Annotated in this window: 20 protein-coding genes; 15 read left to right on the top strand and 5 right to left on the bottom strand. The window is 69.0% G+C overall.

All coding sequences use genetic code 11. From position 1 onward, the window contains the following. Window positions 1–164 precede the first annotated feature (164 nt). The 12 genes from C4V41_RS50960 to C4V41_RS50910 all read left to right on the top strand — a co-directional run bounded on the left by C4V41_RS50960 (window position 165) and on the right by C4V41_RS50910 (window position 10,329). On the top strand, window positions 165–365 hold the full coding sequence (locus C4V41_RS50960; RefSeq protein ID WP_103963391.1) for a hypothetical protein: 201 nt from the start codon (window positions 165–167) through the stop codon (window positions 363–365). Then, on the top strand, window positions 362–910 hold the full coding sequence (locus C4V41_RS50955; RefSeq protein ID WP_103963313.1) for a DUF6879 family protein: 549 nt from the start codon (window positions 362–364) through the stop codon (window positions 908–910). The genes C4V41_RS50960 and C4V41_RS50955 overlap by 4 nt, the downstream gene beginning before the upstream one ends. Further along, window positions 885–1,733 carry a DUF5753 domain-containing protein gene (locus C4V41_RS50950; protein WP_103963312.1) on the top strand — a complete coding sequence of 283 codons (849 nt, stop codon included), beginning with the start codon at window positions 885–887 and terminating at the stop codon, window positions 1,731–1,733. The genes C4V41_RS50955 and C4V41_RS50950 overlap by 26 nt, the downstream gene beginning before the upstream one ends. A gap of 363 nt (window positions 1,734–2,096) precedes the next feature. Then, on the top strand, window positions 2,097–2,348 hold the full coding sequence (locus tag C4V41_RS50945; protein WP_103963311.1) for a hypothetical protein: 252 nt from the start codon (window positions 2,097–2,099) through the stop codon (window positions 2,346–2,348). Continuing rightward, on the top strand, window positions 2,345–3,025 hold the full coding sequence (locus C4V41_RS50940) for a hypothetical protein (RefSeq protein WP_103963310.1): 681 nt from the start codon (window positions 2,345–2,347) through the stop codon (window positions 3,023–3,025). The genes C4V41_RS50945 and C4V41_RS50940 overlap by 4 nt, the downstream gene beginning before the upstream one ends. 518 nt (window positions 3,026–3,543) lie before the next feature. Then, entirely contained in the window at window positions 3,544–4,881 is a 1,338-nt protein-coding gene (locus C4V41_RS50935) for an ABC transporter substrate-binding protein (protein WP_103963309.1), read from the top strand. A gap of 57 nt (window positions 4,882–4,938) precedes the next feature. Further along, complete coding sequence (locus C4V41_RS50930; RefSeq protein WP_103963308.1) at window positions 4,939–5,895, top strand: carbohydrate ABC transporter permease; 957 nt, start codon at window positions 4,939–4,941, stop codon at window positions 5,893–5,895. After that, on the top strand, window positions 5,892–6,722 hold the full coding sequence (locus C4V41_RS50925) for a carbohydrate ABC transporter permease (protein ID WP_103963307.1): 831 nt from the start codon (window positions 5,892–5,894) through the stop codon (window positions 6,720–6,722). The genes C4V41_RS50930 and C4V41_RS50925 overlap by 4 nt, the downstream gene beginning before the upstream one ends. Then, window positions 6,719–8,128 carry a GH1 family beta-glucosidase gene (locus tag C4V41_RS50920; RefSeq protein WP_103963306.1) on the top strand — a complete coding sequence of 470 codons (1,410 nt, stop codon included), beginning with the start codon at window positions 6,719–6,721 and terminating at the stop codon, window positions 8,126–8,128. Before C4V41_RS50925 ends, C4V41_RS50920 begins: the two co-directional genes overlap by 4 nt. Further along, on the top strand, window positions 8,109–9,107 hold the full coding sequence (locus C4V41_RS50915; RefSeq protein WP_103963305.1) for a LacI family DNA-binding transcriptional regulator: 999 nt from the start codon (window positions 8,109–8,111) through the stop codon (window positions 9,105–9,107). The genes C4V41_RS50920 and C4V41_RS50915 overlap by 20 nt, the downstream gene beginning before the upstream one ends. A gap of 68 nt (window positions 9,108–9,175) precedes the next feature. After that, window positions 9,176–9,322 (top strand): hypothetical protein, encoded by a 147-nt coding sequence (locus C4V41_RS62450; RefSeq protein WP_160150678.1) that lies wholly within the window; start codon window positions 9,176–9,178, stop codon window positions 9,320–9,322. 11 nt (window positions 9,323–9,333) lie between these two features. Beyond that, window positions 9,334–10,329 carry a phosphotransferase family protein gene (locus tag C4V41_RS50910; RefSeq protein ID WP_103963304.1) on the top strand — a complete coding sequence of 332 codons (996 nt, stop codon included), beginning with the start codon at window positions 9,334–9,336 and terminating at the stop codon, window positions 10,327–10,329. Here C4V41_RS50910 and C4V41_RS50905 read toward each other — a convergent pair. Then, a complete protein-coding gene (locus tag C4V41_RS50905; RefSeq protein WP_103963390.1) occupies window positions 10,273–12,507 on the bottom strand; it encodes a M64 family metallopeptidase in 2,235 nt (744 codons plus the stop codon). The genes C4V41_RS50910 and C4V41_RS50905 overlap by 57 nt on opposite strands. A 47-nt stretch (window positions 12,508–12,554) precedes the next feature. Further along, on the bottom strand, window positions 12,555–13,460 hold the full coding sequence (locus C4V41_RS50900; protein WP_103963303.1) for an anti-sigma factor: 906 nt from the start codon (window positions 13,458–13,460) through the stop codon (window positions 12,555–12,557). Window positions 13,461–13,580: 120 nt separating this feature from the next. Between C4V41_RS50900 and C4V41_RS50895 the strand changes: the two genes are divergently transcribed. The 3 genes from C4V41_RS50895 to C4V41_RS50885 all read left to right on the top strand — a co-directional run bounded on the left by C4V41_RS50895 (window position 13,581) and on the right by C4V41_RS50885 (window position 17,179). Next, window positions 13,581–14,777, top strand: coding sequence for an FAD-dependent oxidoreductase (locus C4V41_RS50895; RefSeq protein WP_103963302.1), 1,197 nt, complete (start codon window positions 13,581–13,583; stop codon window positions 14,775–14,777). 91 nt (window positions 14,778–14,868) lie between these two features. Continuing rightward, complete coding sequence (locus tag C4V41_RS50890; RefSeq protein WP_103963301.1) at window positions 14,869–16,206, top strand: class II 3-deoxy-7-phosphoheptulonate synthase; 1,338 nt, start codon at window positions 14,869–14,871, stop codon at window positions 16,204–16,206. Between the two features lie 205 nt (window positions 16,207–16,411). Next, window positions 16,412–17,179, top strand: a complete 768-nt coding sequence (locus C4V41_RS50885) for an SAM-dependent methyltransferase (RefSeq protein WP_103963300.1) — start codon at window positions 16,412–16,414, stop codon at window positions 17,177–17,179. A 39-nt stretch (window positions 17,180–17,218) separates the two neighbouring features. Here C4V41_RS50885 and C4V41_RS50880 read toward each other — a convergent pair whose 3' ends face one another. From C4V41_RS50880 to C4V41_RS63570, 3 genes are all read right to left on the bottom strand, one after another. Continuing rightward, window positions 17,219–17,593, bottom strand: a complete 375-nt coding sequence (locus tag C4V41_RS50880) for a thioredoxin family protein (RefSeq protein ID WP_103963299.1) — start codon at window positions 17,591–17,593, stop codon at window positions 17,219–17,221. 114 nt (window positions 17,594–17,707) lie between these two features. Continuing rightward, complete coding sequence (locus C4V41_RS63575; protein ID WP_200824815.1) at window positions 17,708–17,971, bottom strand: hypothetical protein; 264 nt, start codon at window positions 17,969–17,971, stop codon at window positions 17,708–17,710. A gap of 19 nt (window positions 17,972–17,990) precedes the next feature. Next, a complete protein-coding gene (locus C4V41_RS63570) occupies window positions 17,991–18,203 on the bottom strand; it encodes a hypothetical protein (protein WP_200824814.1) in 213 nt (70 codons plus the stop codon). Window positions 18,204–18,319 lie beyond the last annotated feature (116 nt).

Genomic DNA, 18,319 nt, shown 5'->3' with positions numbered 1-18,319 from the left:
GCTCCGGTCTGCACGCGTCCGTTCTACCGCGTTCCTGATCGGTACGCGGGCCAACGCACGATCTGTCATGCCTGATGCGCTCAATCGAACCCCGCATCTTGACGCACATCGACGCATCGCCGAGCATCAAAATGACCCACCGCTCCCCACGAAGGCGGATGACCATGAGGCTCAAGCTGCTCGGCGTCTCCAGCGGCAAGACCGGCTGTCCCGCACTGTACGAGACCACCCGCGGCACGTTCGTCGTACAGGGCAAGCGGGTCCAGGACGAGGAGGCGATCGCCGACCTGGTCAACCTGCAGGACGACGAGTTCTACGTCGAGATCCCGAAGGAGCTCCTCCGGTACGCACGGGAAGCGGGGTGAGCGACCGGCGCCTGACGGTGCCGGAGTTCGTCGCGTCCCTGCATGGATTCCGGCACACCGCGTTCCGGCTGGAGGTTCGCGACCGGTACAACGAGCCGGACGAGCTGCCGGTGCTTCGCCGATTCCTCGACACCGGCGAGATCGACGGGTCGTACATGCAGGACTGGATCGAGGAGTTCGTTCCGCGGACCGATGCGGGTGAGCGCATGGAGCGCGTCCGTGTCGTCTCCGTGCCGCACTCCGACTACACCCGCTTCGGTCTCGCCCTCGCCCGTTACAACATCCAAGCCGGGGAGGACATCCGCTACCTTCAGCGCGATCAGGCGGCCGAGCTCGAACTGCCGACTCACGACTTTTGGCTGATCGACTCGACTACGCTGCTCATCCTGAGGTTCGGAGACGACGACATTCTCCTCGGCGCCGACCTCGTCACGGATCCCGCCGTCGTGGTGATGCACTGCCACTACCGGGACGTGGCGCAGCACTACGCCGTCCCATGGCAGGAGTACACCGAGCGGGATGTCCACCTACCAGAGAGCCCGTGAGACGCTCGGGCTCCGCCTGCGTGAGCTCCGGCGTGACGCCCGGCTGACCGGCCAGGCCCTCGCCGGGACTCACGGCTGGCACCGCACCAAGGTCTACAAGATTGAAAGCGGCAAGCAGACCCCTTCGGACGCCGACGTCGAGGCATGGGCCACATCCTGTGGAACGCCCGAGCAGGTGCCCGAACTGATCGCGGCCCTCCGATCGCTCGAGGGCCAGTACGTCGAGTTCCGGCGCATGTTCCGGCGCGGCATGGTCGTGCAGCAGCAGACGTTCGCCGAAGCCGAGGCGGAAGCGGAGGTGATCCGCAACTTCGAGTCGTGCTTCGTGCCGGGCCTTCTGCAGACACCTGAGTATGCGGCCCATCGCCTGAGGGAGGCGATCACGGCAGACGGGGCGCACAACGACCTCGCGGCGTCCGTAGCCGCCAGAATGGCCCGTCAGCAAATTCTGTACGCGCCGGGCCGGCGCTTCCACTTCGTGATGACCGAGGCGGTTCTCCGGCTCCGTCTCTGCCCTCCGGATGTTCTGGCCGGCCAGTTGGAGAAGCTGTCGGTCGCGTCGACTCTGCGGACGGTCCGGCTTGGCGTGATCCCCTTCGAGCGGATCTATCCGGTGGCGCCCGTTCATGGGTTCTGGGTCTTCGACGACCGCTGGGTCTCGGTGGAGACACTCACCGCCGCATTGACGATCACTCAGCGACCGGAAGTGAACACCTACCTGTCGGCTTTCACTCAGTTCGCCGAGATAGCCGTCTACGGTCACCAGGCGCGCGAGCTGATCGAGCGCGCCACCGCCGAGGTGGCGTCACCCACCGGCACCTGATTCTCCGATGATGCTCGAAGATGCTTGCACGGCGGCCCTGTCCCGAGATCTGCTGCATCTTGGCGCACAGTGCTTCAAGGTGCTGAGCGCATCGTCCTAGCGTCATCGGCATGAGCGGTCACGAACTCGAACCCCCAGCGCGTACGCCCACCGCCTCGGGCGTTGACGCATGTGCGGGCCGACCAGACGAGGTGCCGTTCTGGGCTGGTGATCGGCCGTGAAGCCGTACCTCCCAGTGCGGGTGGCCGAGCCGGCGGACGGGTTCATGGGGTTCCATGCCAGATCACCCGCCGCCCTCAAGAAGGCGTGCGCACACAACGACTTCCTGATCGAGCGGTGGGCGGTCCGGGCGGGAGGGTCGCGATGACGCAGGAGGAGACGCGCGCCTACTACGACGATCCGATCAACGAGCGGGCCATGTGCGATCTGCTGATGGACGCCCACCCGGGGTGGGTCGTGTGGCGGCTCGGCAGGGATCGCACGCTTCGCCCGGTCCCGTTGTGGTGCGCCCGCCGTGAAGGCTGGTGTGCGGCCCAGGCCCCGCTGATGGACGAGAACGCCGGGCAGTTGAACCGGGCCATGGCCATGGTGGACGCGGGCGCGGTGGCGACGTGAACGGCTACAGCACGATCCCGTACGTGATCGCGTTCAGCAACGAGCTGGTCGAGGATCCGATCTGGTTCGAGCCGTCGGCCGGGAGCGTGCGGCTGGCCTACCGGCCGGCCCGCGACGGTGACTGGGTCGGCCCCGGCGGGGTGCGCCGGTACGCCTCCGGAATCTTGCGCGCCCGGGTGCGGGACCTGCTCGACCGGCCGGACGAGCGCGGTCACGAGCGCATGCGCAAGCTGAACACGCTGCGGCAGTGGCGCTGCATGGACCACCTGTTCTGCCAGGTGTGCGGGCAGCCGGCGATCGACCTCGGCACCGGCCGTACGCCGTGGCTGCTGGTCCGGCCGGTGTTCGAGGCCACCGGCCCGGGAACCGGTCGCACCAACGCGCCGCCGTGCTGCTGGGCATGTGTCCCGAAGGCGCTGGAGGAGTGCAAGATGCTGCGGGCCGAACCCGTCATGCTGTGCACGGTGGGCGATGTGACCTCGGCGGGCGTGCTGGCGGACATCTACCAGCCGATGCCGGACACCGGACAGCCCGTGCCCTGCCTGCGGAACGCGTTCGTCGCCTGGAGCGACCACATCTGGCACGCGGGCGCTCTCGCGGTGGCCCAGGTCGTCGACCTGCACGGGATCGAACCCGTGGGCCCCCGAGATGGCCCGGCCCTCCACGGTCTGAGGTAGAGGACCGGGCGTACGACTTCTCCGAGGCGGCTGGGCTCCCAGCACATCTCGGAGGACCGATCGCCCCCGCTCGAAGAGTGCTGGGCGGGCGGCCCTCTCAGATCAGGACGTCTGAGCGTCGCGAAACCTTCAGGGGTCAGGGCTCTGGCCTGGCTGGAAGAACGTAGCGCACCCTCGCGACGACCTTTCGGGGCGGGGTCCCGTCGGCCCATCGGGCAACCAGGACCCGGGTGGGAGCCTTTGGGCACGCTCTCATGGCGGGGTGACATGCCCGCTATGCGACACAAAAGAGGTCTCTTGTGGTGGGAGCGCTCCCAATCAGCTCTTTGGGGCCTTTATGCACATAAATCCGTATTCATTGTTGCAAACTGCACCATTGGTAACGGTTACGTTTCGCGGGATTGACGTGTTGAGCCGGTAAGTGCACCCTTTGTGGGAGCGCTCCCAAACACTCCCACCGCGGCGGAGCGCGTGCCGCGGTGCACCTCCCCAACCAATAACCCGAGAAGGGGTCCACCATGATGATCAGCAAGCGTCGCGGCGGTCTTGCCGCGGCCTCGGCCCTGGCCGCGGCGGCGCTCGCCGTCGCGTCCTGTGGTTCCGGCGGTACTCCGCAGTCCAGCGCTCCCGCCTCCTCCGCGCCCGCCGAGCCGGTCACGATCCGTGTGCAGACCTTCGGCGGCGGCACCAACTTCGGCTACAAGAACGCCATCACGAAGTGGAACGCCGAGCACAAGGACATCCAGATCAAGGAAGAGCACCTCACCGACCAGTTCGAGCAGCAGTACTGGCCGCAGATGATCCAGTGGCTCCAGGCCGGCAACGGCGCGGGCGACGTGGTCGGCATCGACGAGGGCGGTATGGGCTTGGCCAAGGCGCACCCCGAGTGGTGGGCCGACCTGAAGGAGCAGGGCCTGGAGTCCCGTAAGGCCGACTTCCCCGCCTGGAAGTGGGAGAACGGCGTCACCGCCGACGGCAAGCTGTTCGGCCTGGGGACCGACATCGGCGGCATGAGCATCTGCTACCGCACGGACCTGTTCAAGAAGGCCGGACTGCCCACGGACCGCGAGAAGGTCAGCGCGCTGTGGCCGACGTGGGACGCGTTCATGAAGGTCGGCCAGCAGTTCCAGTCGAAGGTCAAGGACACCAAGTGGGCCGACGGCACGAACACGTTGTACCAGGTGGTGCTGTACCAGGAGGCGGCCAAGAACGGTAACGTCACCTATTTCGACCAGAGCAACAACCTCATCGTCGACAAGAACCCGGCGGTGAAGACGGGCTTCGACTTCGCCTCGAAGATGAGCCAGCAGGGGCTGACCGCCAAGCTGCGCAACTTCACCGACGAGTGGGCGGCGGGCACCCAGAAGGGCGCGTTCGCCACGGTCGGCTGCCCGTCCTGGATGCTCGGCGTGGTCAGCGGCAACGCGGGTGACGCGGGCAAGGGCCAGTGGGACGTGGCCGGGGTTCCGGGCGGCGGCGGCAACTGGGGCGGCTCGTGGCTGGCCGTGCCGAAGCAGTCCAAGCACCCGAAGGAGGCGGCGATGGTCGCCGACTACCTGACGCAGGCGCAGACCGAGGCGAGCATCTTCACCGACTTCGGGAACATGCCGAGCAACACCAAGGCGCAGCAGGACCCGGCGGTGCAGGGCGCGAAGAACGAGTTCTTCAACAACGCCCCCATCGGCGAGATCTTCGCCAAGTCCGCCTCGAGCCTCCAGCCGGTCTTCCTGGGTGTGAAGCACGCCCAGGTCAAGAACGCCATCGAGTCGGTCATTCAGGGCATGGACGACGGCTCGGTCCCCCACGACAAGGCCTGGCAGCAGCTGGTCGACGACGCGGTCAAGGCCGCGGGCTGATCTCCTCGCCCGGCCCGCCGTCCGCGGGCCGGGCACGTTGCCGCTGAAAGGTCTGCTATGAGCCTCGACACCCTTCCGCGGGCGGCGCGCAGCTCCCATCGCCGCGACCGCCCGCCAGGCCGCCGCTGGCGTTCTCGCATGGACGTCAAGGCGATGCCGTACGCCCTGGTGTCCCCGTACTTCCTCCTGTTCGCCGCCTTCGGGCTCTTCCCGTTGGCCTTCACGCTCTACTACTCGCTCTACGACTACGACCTGGCGGGCACCACGGAGTGGGCCGGCCTGGGCAACTACACCGCGCTGCTGGCGGACGACGACTTCTGGCGTGCCGTGGTGAACACCGTGGGCATGTTCATCCTCGCCACCGTCCCCCAGATGCTGCTGGCGTTGTTCCTGGCCAACGCGCTGAACAAGCGCTTCCGGTTCCGCCTGGCGATCCGCATGAGCGTGCTGCTGCCGCTGGTCACGTCGGTGGTCGCGGTCGCGGTGGTGTTCACGCAGCTGTACGCCCGCGACTGGGGCCTGGTGAACTGGATCCTCGGCATGTTCGGCGTCGAGAACACGAACTGGCGAGCCGAGCGCATCCCCTCGTGGATCGCGATCGCCACCATGGTCGACTGGCGCTGGACCGGCTACAACGCGATCATCTTCCTGGCCGGGATGCAGACGATCCCGAAGGATCTGTACGAGGCCGCCGCGATCGACGGCGCGTCCAGGCGCAGGCAGTTCTGGCAGATCACGCTGCCGATGCTGCGCCCCACCATGATCTTCGTGGTGCTCAACTCCACGATCGGCGGCCTGACGCTGTTCTCCGAGCCGACCACGTTCTACAACGGCAACGTCGACGGCGGGTCGCAGGGCCAGTTCCAGACGGTGGCCATGTTCATCGTCAAGCAGGGCTTCCGCGAGTTCGACTACGGCTACGCCGCCGCGGCCGCCTGGCTGCTGTTCCTGCTCATTCTCATCGGTGCCGCGATCAACTTCCTGTTCGTGCGCAGGATCGGAGGCACGAAGTGACCAACTGGTCTCCGACCATCATCACCAGGGTCATGCTGGGCCTGGCGGTCTTCCTGTCGGCGTTCCCGCTGTACTGGATGCTGGTCATCGCCTCGCGCACGAACGCCGACGCGGTGGCGGTGCCGCCGCCGTTCCTGCCGGGCGGGAACCTGGGCGAGAACATCATCGCGGTGCTCAACAACGAGGACGCCAAGTTCCTGCTGGGCCTGACGAACTCGTTCATCGTGGCGAGCGTCGTCACCGTCTCGGTAGTGATCATCTCGACGCTGGCCGGCTTCTCGTTCGCGAACCTGAACTTCAAGGGCAGGAACCTGCTCCTGGTGCTCGTGCTGCTGACCATGGCGGTGCCGCTGCAGCAGATGGGCGTGGTGCCGCTCTACCGGCTCATGGTGAGCCTGGAGTGGACGGGCACGCTGAAGGCGGTCATTCTGCCGTACCTGCTCAACGGGTTCGGCGTGTTCCTGATGACGCAGTACACGCGGCAGGCCGTGCCGATGGAGCTGGTCGAGGCGGCCCGGGTGGACGGGGCCGCGACGCTGCGCATCTGGTGGAACGTCGTGCTGCCGGCGGTGCGGCCGGGCATGGCCGTGCTCGGCATCAACACGTTCATGCTCATGTGGAACGACTTCATGTGGCCGCTGATCGTGCTGACCCCGGACAACCCCACCGTGCAGATCGCGATCACCTCGCTGAACGCCCGGTTCTCCACGAACTATACGTTGATCTTCGCGGGGACAGCGCTGTCCATCATCCCGCTCATCGCAGTATTCGTCGCTTTCGGCCGCCAGATCGTGGGCGGCCTCATGGAAGGTGCGGTCAAGGCGTGACGACACAAGAGGAACAGACGCGTGCCGGGCTGCGCTTCCCCGCGAGGTTCGCGTGGGGCGCGGCGACCTCGGCGTACCAGATCGAAGGAGCCGTGTCCGAGGACGGGCGCGGTGCCTCCATCTGGGACACGTTCACCAAGACGCCGGGCCGGATCGTCAACGGGCATCACGCGGACGTGGCCATCGACCACTACCACCGCTACCGGGAGGACGTCGCCGTCATGGCGGAGCTGGGCCTGTCGGCCTACCGCTTCTCGGTGTCGTGGCCGCGCATCCAGCCGACCGGTTCCGGCAAGGTCAACCAGAAGGGACTCGACTTCTACAAGCGGCTCACGGACGAGCTGCGCGGGCACGGCATCGACCCGTGGCTGACCCTCTACCACTGGGATCTGCCCCAGGAGCTGGAGGACAAGGGCGGCTGGCCCAACCGCGACGTGGCCTACTGCTTCGCCGACTACGCCGCGACCGTCCACGAGGCGCTGAAGGATCACGTGCACACCTTCAGCACCGTCAACGAGCCATGGTGCGCCGCGTTCCTCGGCTACGCCTCGGGCGAGCACGCCCCCGGCAGGCGTGAGCCGCAGAACGCGATCAGGGGCGCGCATCACCTCAACCTGGCGCACGGGCTGGCCGTGCAGGCGATGGGCGCCCGCCGCGTCGGCGGCTGCGTGAACCTGTACGCGGTCACCCCCGCCACCGACAGCGTCGAGGACCTGGACGCGGCCCGGCGCATCGACGGCCTGCAGAACCGGTTCTTCCTGGACGCGCTGCTGCTGGGCCGCTACCCGCAGGACGTGCTCGACGACCTGCCGATGGAGATCGACTTCATCAGGCCGGACGACATGAAGATCATCAATGCGCCGCTCGACCTGCTTCTCGTCAACTACTACAGCCGCTTCACGGTCTCGGGAGCACCGGGAGGCAAGAAGTCCGCGGCGGCCGCCCCCACGGACTCGGGTTCGCCGTGGGTGGGCAGCGAGCACGTGTCGTTCGTCAACGCGGGCCGCCCGATGACGGCGATGGGCTGGGAGATCGACGAGGACGGCCTGGTGGAGGTCCTCACCAGGGTGGCGCGCGACTACCCGCGGATCCCGATGGTGGTCTCCGAGAACGGCGCCGCCTTCGACGACGTCCTGAACGACGGGCGCGTGCACGACCGGGAGCGGGCGGCGTACTTCGAGGCGCACCTCGGCGCCTGCAAGACGGCCATCGACGCGGGTGTGCCCCTCGAAGGGTATTTCGCCTGGTCACTGATGGACAACTTCGAGTGGGCCTGGGGTTACGGCAAGCGATTCGGCCTGGTTCGGGTGGACTTCGAGACACAGGAACGGCTGCTCAAGGACAGCGCGCTCTGGTACTCGGAGATCATCCGGCAGAATAGGCGCCATGAACCGACCGACTCTTGAGGCAGTCGCAGCTCGGGCCGGGGTGGGCCGGGGCACGGTGTCGAGAGTCATCAATGGCTCGCCGAACGTCAGCGCCAAGGCCCGCGAGGCCGTTGAGCTGGCCATCAGCGAGCTGGGCTACGTGCCCAACCGTGCGGCGCGGGCCCTGGTCACGCGCCGCACGGACACCGTGGCGCTGGTGGTGTCCGAGTCCCAGCTCCGGGTCTTCGACGAGCCGTATTTCGCGGGCACGATCCGCGGCATCGGCTCGGCGCTGGCCGAGACGGGGTTGCAGCTCATCCTCGCGATGGCGCGCACCCCTGAGGAGCACGCGCGGCTCGAACACTACCTGACGGGGCAGCACGTCGACGGCGTGCTGCTGCTGTCACTCCACGGTGCGGACCCGCTGCCGGGCAGGCTGGAGGCGATGGGCGTGCCGACCGTGCTGGGCGGCCGTCCCGTCGGCCTCGACCCCTACAGCTACGTCGACATGGACAACAGGGCCGGGGCCCGGCAGGCGGTCAAGCACCTGCTGGCCCAGGGCCGCACGGGGATCGCCGCGATCGCCGGGTCCCAGGACATGGGCGTGGGTGTCGACCGTCTGTCCGGCTACCGCGACGCGCTGCTGCCTTCGGGCCTGCCGGAGCTGGTGGCCTACGGTGACTTCTCGGAACACAGCGGCGCCGCGGCCATGACCGAGCTGCTGCGGACGCATCCCGATCTCGACGCGGTCTTCGCGGCGTCCGATCCGATGGCCTTGGGCGCGATGCGCGTGCTCAAGGCCGAGGGCCGGTCGATCCCGCGCGACGTGGCGGTGATCGGGTTCGACGACTCCAAGGCGGCCCTGCACGCCGATCCGCCGCTGACCACCGTGCACCAGCCGACCGAGTCCATGGGCCGGCAGATGGCGCAGTTGCTGGTGGCCCGCATCAACGGCGAGGAGCTGCGTCAGCCGGTCGTGATCCTCGACACCCATCTGGTGCGCCGGGAATCCGCCTGACCAGGCGTAACCTGGCGCGGGCGCGTTACGAGTTCGCGAGGCGCACGCCGCGGCTGCCGTCGGTGCGGGTGTGCACCGGTCGCCGGCTCGGCCACGAGGGCCGGGCGGCCGAGCCGATGACGTGCCCGCCCGACGCGTACGACTCCGGCGTCGGCCTGATGATCCTGGGCGTCGGCCACGAACACGTGGCAAGCTGGACGATCAGCGCAGTGTGAAAGGATTTTCCGTGGACAGCAGAACCAAGCGCCGCTTATCCGCCGCCGAGCTCGACGCGCTGGCCAGGCGCGCGCTGGGCGCGGGCGTCACGGCGTCGACCGAGCTGACCGACGGCTACGCCAACGCCGTGTGGCGGCTGACGCTCGACGACGGGCGCGAGGTGGTGCTCAAGCTGTCGCCGCCGCCCGACCTCGACCAGCTCAGCTACGAGCGCAACCTGCTGCGCATGGAGGCCGCCGCCTACGAGCTGGCGCTGGAGGCGGGCGTGCCGATGGCGACGCTGCTGGGGGCCGGTTTCGACGATCCGGTGCTGGGCGGCGACTATCTGCTGCTGAGCGCGCTGGACGGGGTGTCGTGGAACGACGTCAAGCCCGAGGGCGAGGCGGCGCTGCGGCGGGAGCTGGGGCGGCTGCTGGCCCGGTTCAACACGGTGACGGGCGAGGTGTTCGGTTATCCGCACGCCGGGATCGTGGGCGCGACGTGGCGGGAGGCATTCCTGGCCATGGTGGCGGCGCTGCTGGGCGACACCGAGCGCTATCCGACGCCGCTGCCGAGGCCGGCCGCGGAGATCATGGCGGTGTTCGAGGCGGCCTCCTCCGCGCTGGCGGAGGTGACCACGCCGCGGCTGGTGCACTTCGACGTGTGGGCGGGCAACGTCTTCCTCGATCTGAGCGGCCCGCCGCGGATCCAGGCCATCATCGACCACGAGCGGGCCTTCTGGGGCGACCCGATCGCCGAGTTCGTCACGCCGACGATCTTCGGTGAGCTGAGCGAGGACGATCCGCTGCTGGCGGGCTACCGCGAGGTGACGCCGCTGGAGCTCACCCCGTCGGCGCTGACCAGGCTCGACCTCTACCGCGCCTATCTCTACCTGATCCTGCTGGTCGAGAACGGACCCCGGCAGTACCCGGAGGACGAGTACGCCAGGGTCCGCGATCGTGCGATCAGCTCACTGGGCGACGTGCTGGACCGCCTCGTAGGCGCGGCCTCGGGGGCCCGGGGCTAGGCCGGCGCACTGGCCCGCGCCCTTGATCGTGTTCGGCACGCCGAGGTCGACCGGCGCGGGCGTGTTCCCGGCGCAGGCGAGCGCGCCCTTGACGGTGCTGCCGGCCAGGATCGGCGCCGTGTTGCCGGTCAGCAGCGCGGCGCCGCGTACCTCCGTGCCGACGACGGTGAGGGACCCGGCGCCGTTGACGGCGAGCGCGCCGGTGACGCGGGCGCCGAGCAGGTGGATCTCGGCGGGCCTCACCGCGTTCAGCGCGCCGGTGATCCGGCCGCCGTCGACCACCAGAGAGGCGCCGGGCCGTACCGTGACCGCGCCCGTGACCTGGGCGTCGTCGAGGCAGGTGACGCCACCGGCGACGGTGAGCGGGCCGCGGTGCACGCCCGTGACGGTGCGGGTGCAGGCGGGCGGCGGGGCGATCGTCGTGACGGTGAAGCGGCCCGCCCTGCCGTAGTTGCCGGCGGCGTCGATCGAGCGGTACTCGATCTCGTGGCGGCCGCGCGGCAGCTTGCCGTAGGTCAGGGAGTCGATCACCGTGCCCTGCTCGGTGAACGTCCACGGCAGCGCGGAGGAGGTGGGCCAGCCGAAGTAGTTGAACCAGCCGTCGCCGTCCACCCTCGACTCCGAGACCACGTAGCCGTCGCGGTCGTCGGAGCCGGTGAGCCGCATCGAGAACGGGCCGTTGTAGACGTAGGTGTCGCCGTGCCTGGCCAGCGGCGCGGACAGCTCGTACCGCGTTCCCGGTCCGGTGGCGTCGATCGTCCAGGTCAGCGTGCGGCCGCCGAGGGCCGCGGTGAGGGTGTGGGTGCCCGCCGCCAGGTTCAGGGCGCCGAGGTCGAGGTCGGTGCCCGTGTACCGCTCGCCGTTCAGCGTCCAGGTGACCTCGGGGACGGCCTTCGCCGGGTGGGTGGTCTCGACGTACACGACGTCGTCGCGGCCGAGCGGCCGGTCGGTGGGCGTGGAGGAGACGATGGCGGGCTCGGCGCCGTCCGGCGGGGTGGTGATCGCGGTGTCCACCGTCCAGGTGCGGGTCCTGCTGATGGCGGCCTTGATCGCCGGGTCCCTGACGAACTCGGTCGGGTCCGCGACGGTGGCCGTGACCGTGTGCGTGCCGGGGGCCAGGCCGAGGGTGCGCAGGTCGAGGGTGTCGCGGTCGCCGGGCAGGTTGGCGCCGTCGACGTTCCAGGTGGTGGTCAGCGCGTGGCCGACGGGGCGCATCGGCTCGACCCACAGGACGCGGTCGGCGCCGACGGGCGCGCCGGTGGGCGTGGAGTCCTGGATGACCATGGTCTTGGCGGTGATGCGCTGCACCATGACCTCGCGGCTGACCTGGTCGAAGTAGTAGCCCAGGGTCTTCATCATGGAGTGCGCGCTGGGCCGCCAGACGCCGGTGGTCGCGTAGAGGCCGCCCTCGTAGCGGGCGATCGGGCCGCCCGACTCGCTGGGCTCGCCGAGCCAGCGCCACCACTTCCTGCGCTGGTCGCGCATCTGCTGCTCGGTCAGCAGGGTGTGGTGCGCGCTCGACGGCTCGGGGCCCGTGTAGGGGCCGCCGGGGACGCCGCGCTGATAGTAGTCGTACTCGTCCTGCAGGCCGCCCAGCGAGTGGCCCAGCTCGTGCGGGCTGATCAGGGCGGACATGCTGTTGCTGCCGGACGCGGTGGCGTACGTGCCGCCGGCTCCCCCGTACGTGGTGCTGTTGCCCAGGGCGAGGATCTGCCGGTTGCCGGAGGTGGTGCCGGTGACCAGGTCGGCGTAGCGGATGGCAGCGGCGTTGTCCATGGTGATCAGGCGCTGGACGCTCGCCGGGTTGCACCGGCCCCAGAAGCCCATGCTGAGCGGGGTGATCCTGCGCGGCGCGTCGAGGCCGGGGTCGCAGCTGATGCCGGACTCCCCCGACACGATGTCGACGCGGTAGACGTTGATGTAGTTCCGGTACGACTTGAACGGCTCGATCGACCACATCACGTTGAGGTGCCGGTCGGCGTCGGACTGGAACCGGGCCTGCTCGGCCTCGGTGTAGCCGTCGCCCATGAGGATGAGGTTGAACCGCTTGGCGGGATCGCCGGTGACCTGGACGGGCACGACGGTGGCGGATCCCGGCTCGGCGGCGGCCCCGTGGGCCGCCGCCGGGGACAGGGGTAACAGGACGGCGGCAATGGCCAGTGCCGCGAAGATACGCATGATCTGCACTATCGGCCCGCCCGGGCCGCGCGTCCATCCCGGTTCGATCACGCCTTGGGCAGCTCCGCCAGCATGATCGGCTGGGTCGTGGGCGTGTCCGAGCCGTTCTTCGGCTCGACGGTGATCGCCACGTGCCCGTCGCGGTCCAGCGGCTCCATCACCATGGGCGTGGTCAGGCCGTCGGGCCGCTGGTCGAGCAGGCCGGCGGGGCGCGGCCCGTCCTCGTCCATCAGCCACAGCTCGTACGCCTCCGTGTCGGGCAGGTCGGGCAGGCCCGAGGAGGTGAACACCATGCGGCGCTGGGCACGTGAGATCACGATGGTGCCGGTGCCACCGGAGGTGACGGGCTGGCGTACCGTCTCGGCGTCGGGCGCGGCCAGCACCGCGACCAGGTCCTCGTTCTTGCCGGCCAGGTCGCCCAGGTCGCGGCGGGCGTCGAAGGCGACGACGCCGAGCACGACGGCGGCCGCGGCGGCCACGGCGGTCATCCCCGCCAGCAGCTTCGAACGGCCGCGCCGCAGCGGCACCACCTGGGCACCGTCCTCGGGGGTGACCGAAATGCCGGGAGCCATCCGATAGGAGGCTTGTGGTGGCAGGCTGAGCGTCGCGGGCTGCTCGGGCCGATCAGGCGTGATGCCGAGCGTGGGGGCGTCCGGCGGCGGGGCCACGGGCGGGCGGGCCTGCGGCGGGCGCCAGATGGTCGGGCTGTCGTCCCGTACCTGATCCTCGGGACAGCGCCGCTGGTGGGCGGCGGCGAGCAGGCGCCCGCGCAGCCGGGCGGGCGGCGCCTCGGCCACCGCTTCGGCCAGCTTGGCGGCGGTCTCGCGCAGGCGCCGGACCTCGATCCAGCAGCCGGGGCAGGCGAGGAGGTGCTCCTCGAACAGCACCCACTCGGCGTACGGCAGTGCGTGCACGGCGTAGGCGCCAGAGAGGGTGTGGAGTTCTTCGTTCATCTTCCACTCCCTAGTGTGAGAGGCGGCTCACGCATGTAATACGGCCGCTCGGGCACCCCGGATGGCTGGGACCCATGTGCATTTATGCACATACGAGAGAATCTCATTGGGTGATGAATTATGGGATGCGTAATAGCGGGCGGAGGGCCCGCCGGAGCGACCCTCGCACTGGTCCTGGCCAGGGCGGGAGTCGAAGTGACGCTGCTGGAGAAGCACGGCGATTTCCTGCGCGACTTCCGGGGTGACACGATCCACCCCTCGACGCTGCGGGTGCTCGACGAGCTGGGACTGGCCGGGGAGTTCCTGAAGCTCCCGCACCGCAAGGCGCACCAGCTCAAGCTGGTCACCGACGACGGCGACATCACGGTGGCGAGCCTGCGCGGGCTGCCGGGGAAATACGGTTACATCGCGTTCGTCCCGCAGTGGGACTTCCTCAAGCTCATCACGACCGCCGCCGGCCGCTACCCCGGTTTCCGGCTGCTGATGAACGCCGAGGCGTACGACCTGATCCGCGAGGGCGGAGCCGTACGCGGGCTGCGCTACCGGGACGCGACCGGCGAGCACGAGATCAGGGCGGACCTGACGGTGGCCGCCGACGGCCGGCACTCCGCCCTGCGCGATCGCGCGGGCCTCGTGCCGCGCGACCTGCGCGCGCCGATGGACGTGGTGTGGTTCCGGCTGCCCCGCCACGACACCGACCGGGACGACACCTTCCTGCGGATCTCCTCGGGCGACATGATGGTCGCGATCAACCGGGAGAGCTACTGGCAGCTCGCGTACCTGATCCCCAAGGGCGGATACCAGGGGCTGACCCAGGGCGGCATCGACGCCCTGCGCGGCCCGGTGGCGCGGCTGCTGCCGTGGCTGGCCGACCGGACCGGCCAGATCCGGAGCTTCGACGACGTGAGCGTGCTCACGGTCGCCCTCAACCGGCTGCGCCGCTGGTACCGGCCCGGATTCCTGTGCGTCGGGGACGCCGCGCACGCCATGTCGCCGGTGTTCGGAGTGGGCATCAACCTGGCCGTGCAGGACGCGGTGGCCGCCGCCAACCTGCTGGCCGGGCCGCTCAGGTCGGGCGCCCCGATCCCGGTGTCGGCGCTGGAGCGGGTGCAGCGCCGGCGGATGCCGCCGACCGTGATCACCCAGACGGCGCAGCGGGTGGTCCAGAACCGGGTGATCGGCCCGGCCCTGACACGCCGTTTCGACCCCTCGGGGCTGCCGCGCGACCTGACCAGAATTCCGGTGCTGAACCGGCTGACCCGGCGTTTCATCGGCTTCGGTGTCCGCCCTGAACACGTGCGGGTAAAGGAACTTTGACCGGCTCCTGGTTCGTACGCGTATAACCGCATTCTCACAACGTGGACAAGGGGGTCGGTGCGGCCTAGTCAGTGGAATACCCTCGTATCTCGTGAGCAGCAATCTCCTGGATCTCGATACCTGGCGAGCACTCCCCGCCGCACAACAGCCCGACTGGCCGGATCGTGGCGAGCTCGACAAGGTCGTCACCGAGCTCGGCGGCCTGCCTCCTCTGGTCTTCGCCGGCGAGTGCGACCAGCTCAAGGAGCAGCTGGCCGCGGTCAGCCGCGGCGAGGCGTTCGTCCTGCAGGGCGGCGACTGCGCCGAGACCTTCGCCGGTGCCACCGCCGACAACGTACGGCAGAAGCTGAAAACGTTGCTGCAGATGGCCATCGTGCTGACCTATGCGGGCCGCGTGCCGGTGGTGAAGATCGGCCGCGTCGCCGGCCAGTTCGCCAAGCCGCGCTCCAAGGGCACCGAGGTGCGTGACGGCGTGGAGCTGCCCGCCTACCGGGGCGACATGGTCAACGGGTTCGATTTCACGCCCGAGGCGCGCAGGCCCGACCCGTGGCGGCTGCTCAAGGCGTACCACTCCTCGGCCGTGACGCTCAACCTGGCGCGCGCGTTCACCAAGGGTGGTTACGCCGACCTGCGCCAGGTGCACGCCTGGAACCAGGACTTCGTGCGCGACTCCCCCGCCGGTCGCCGCTACGAGCACCTGGCCAGGGAGATCGACCAGGCGCTGGCGTTCATGCGAGCCTGTGGGGCCGATCCGGAGGAGTTCCACACGGTCGAGTTCTACTCCTCGCACGAGGCGCTCATCCTCGACTACGACCGGGCGCTCACCCGCATCGACTCGCGTACCGGCCTGCCCTACGACGTGTCGGCGCACATGGTCTGGATCGGTGAGCGCACCCGGCAGCTCGACGGCGCGCACGTCGACTTCTTCGCCCGGATCCGCAACCCGATCGGGGTCAAGCTCGGCCCGACGACCACGCCGCAGGAGGCGCTGGCGCTGGTCGAGAGGCTCAACCCGACCAACGAGGCGGGGCGGCTCACGTTCATCACCCGCATGGGCGCCTCCAAGATCCGCGAGCATCTGCCCGCGCTGGTCAAGGAGGTCACGGCCTCCGGCGCCCGGGTGGCGTGGATCTGCGACCCGATGCACGGCAACACCTTCGAGGCGCCCAGCGGGCACAAGACGCGGCGGCTCGACGACGTGCTGGACGAGGTGGCGGGCTTCTTCGAGGTGCACCGCGCGCTCGGCACGCACCCCGGCGGCATCCACATCGAGTTCACCGGCGACGACGTGACCGAGTGCGTGGGCGGCGGGCACGAGATCGGCGAGATGGACCTCGCCACCCGCTACGAGACGGCGTGCGACCCCCGGCTCAACCGCGGCCAGTCGCTCGATCTGGCCTTCCGGGTGGCCGAGCTCTACCGGGGCTGATCCACCGGGCCTGATCTATCGGGCCTGATCTATCGGGCTGATCTCGGGCCTGGATCTTTCCGGGCTGAACCGTAATGCGCCGCCCCTGAGTGGGCGGCGCGTTACGTGATTTACGTCTCATTGTGGGGCGGAAGTGAATCCCGATATTTCCGACCTTTTCCCCGATAGGATCGCCGAAAAGCGGCCTTTTTCGGGAGTGTGAAACGTGGATAGTGCTCCGGAGGGCGTGGACCCCAACGTCCCCAACGTCGCGCGCATGTACGACTACTTCCTCGACGGCAAGGACAACTTCGCGGCCGATCGAGCGGCGGCGGAGCAGATCCTCGGCACGTTTCCCAACACCAAGGAGGGCGCGCGGGCGAACCGGGCGTTCCTGCGCCGCGCCGTCCGGCACGTCGTCGACTCGGGTGTACGCCAGATCGTGGACCTGGGCGCCGGGCTGCCGACGCAGGGCAACACGCACGAGATCGCCCCTGAGGCCCGCGTCGTCTACGTCGACTACGACCCCGTGGTGTGCGTGCACGGCAGGGCACTGCTGGCCAGGCGGGACGACGTCGACTTCCTGCAGGCCGACGTACGCGAGCCGGACGCGCTGCTGGCCAAGCTCGACGGCCTGGTCGACTTCAAGCAGCCGGTCGCGTTCCTGATGCTGGCGATCCTGCACTTCATCCCCGACGCCGCCGCCTACGACGTGGTCGGCAGGCTGCGCGAGACGAGCGTGCCGGGCAGCCACCTGGTGATCAGCCACGCCGTCGACAGCACGCCGGACACCACTCCGCAGGCGCTGGAGATCTACCGGAAGGCCACGGCCTCGCTCAACCTCAGGACGAGGGAGCAGATCGAGCGCTTCTTCGACGGATACGAGCTGGCCGAGCCGGGGCTGACCTATCCGAACGGCTGGCGGCCCGACGACCCGGACGCGCCGGGCAACGGCATCACCTTCGGATACGTGGGCGTCGGCCGCACGCTCTGAATTCGACGGCCCCGCCGGGGCGGGGCCTGCCGGGGGACGTCAGTTCTTCTGCGCGTTCTTGAGCTCTTCGCTCAGCTCGGCCCTGATGCCGTCCATGTCGAGCTCGCGCACCTGGCGGATCAGATCGTCCAGCGCGGGCCCGGGAATGGCGCCGGCCTGGGCGAACACCACGATGCCATCGCGAATGGCCATCAACGTGGGGATCGAGGTGATGTCGAAACCCTGGGCCAGGCCCTGCTCGGCATCAGTGTCGATCTTGCCGAAAGTGATGTCGTCGTGCTTGTCGGACGCCTGCTCGAAGATCGGCCCGAACTTCTTGCACGGCGGGCACCACTCGGCCCAGAAGTCGAGCAGCACGATCCCCTTGTCGGCGATGTCGTTGAAGTTCTTCTCGGTTACCTCGATGGTCGCCACAAGTGGCTCCTCGCTCGTCGTCTCTTTAGCGTCGATCTGGTGCATCGGTCTCAACCACGTACCCTCCACCAGCATTCCATGCCAGGGCGCCGGGCGCGGCCGCCTGGCGCGCTTTCACCGTCCGCTTGGCACATTCAGCCCGACGACCAGGGGGTCGTGGTCGGAGGAGCGGCAGGCGTCCGGCCGGTAGAGGCCGGGCGGGTTGAACTCGGTGTGGTAGTCGAGGATGCGACGCTCGTCGGAGTTGATGTGCCAGATCGTGGCACCCGTCACCCACGTGCGCAGGTGCCCGCCGGCCAAGGCGTGGTCGAGCTCGCCCGCGAGCCCGTCGAACAGGTAGCCGTAACGCTGCCGCTCCGGCACGAACCTCTTGGTCACGCTGGTCAGGCCGCCCGCCTCAAGGGTGTCGATCGGGTCCTCCTTTGAGGTCGCCGAGCACGATCGGGTTCGGCAGGTCCAGGTCCTGGATGAGGCCGAGCAGCGCCTGGGCCTGGCTGACGCGGGCGGCGTTCCAGCAGCTCTGGCCGTCACCCTGGTCGGCGTCCGGGCCGCCGGCCGGGCAGGTGCCCTTGGACTTCAGGTGGTCGGCCCGCTGGAAGTCGCCGGTCACGACGCCCTCCGCCCGCACGGTCTGACCGGCCAGCGGGGTGGCGTCTTGCTCGGGATAAAGCTCGCATGTCCGGCACTTTAGAAGCTATTTAGCCCGCATATTTCACCGAGAATGTG

It is taken from the genome of Nonomuraea solani, assembly GCF_900108335.1.
Lineage (GTDB): Bacteria > Actinomycetota > Actinomycetes > Streptosporangiales > Streptosporangiaceae > Nonomuraea > Nonomuraea solani.
The sequence above is the reverse complement of the archived record's forward strand: the minus strand, read 5'-3'. Positions and strand labels throughout refer to the sequence as shown.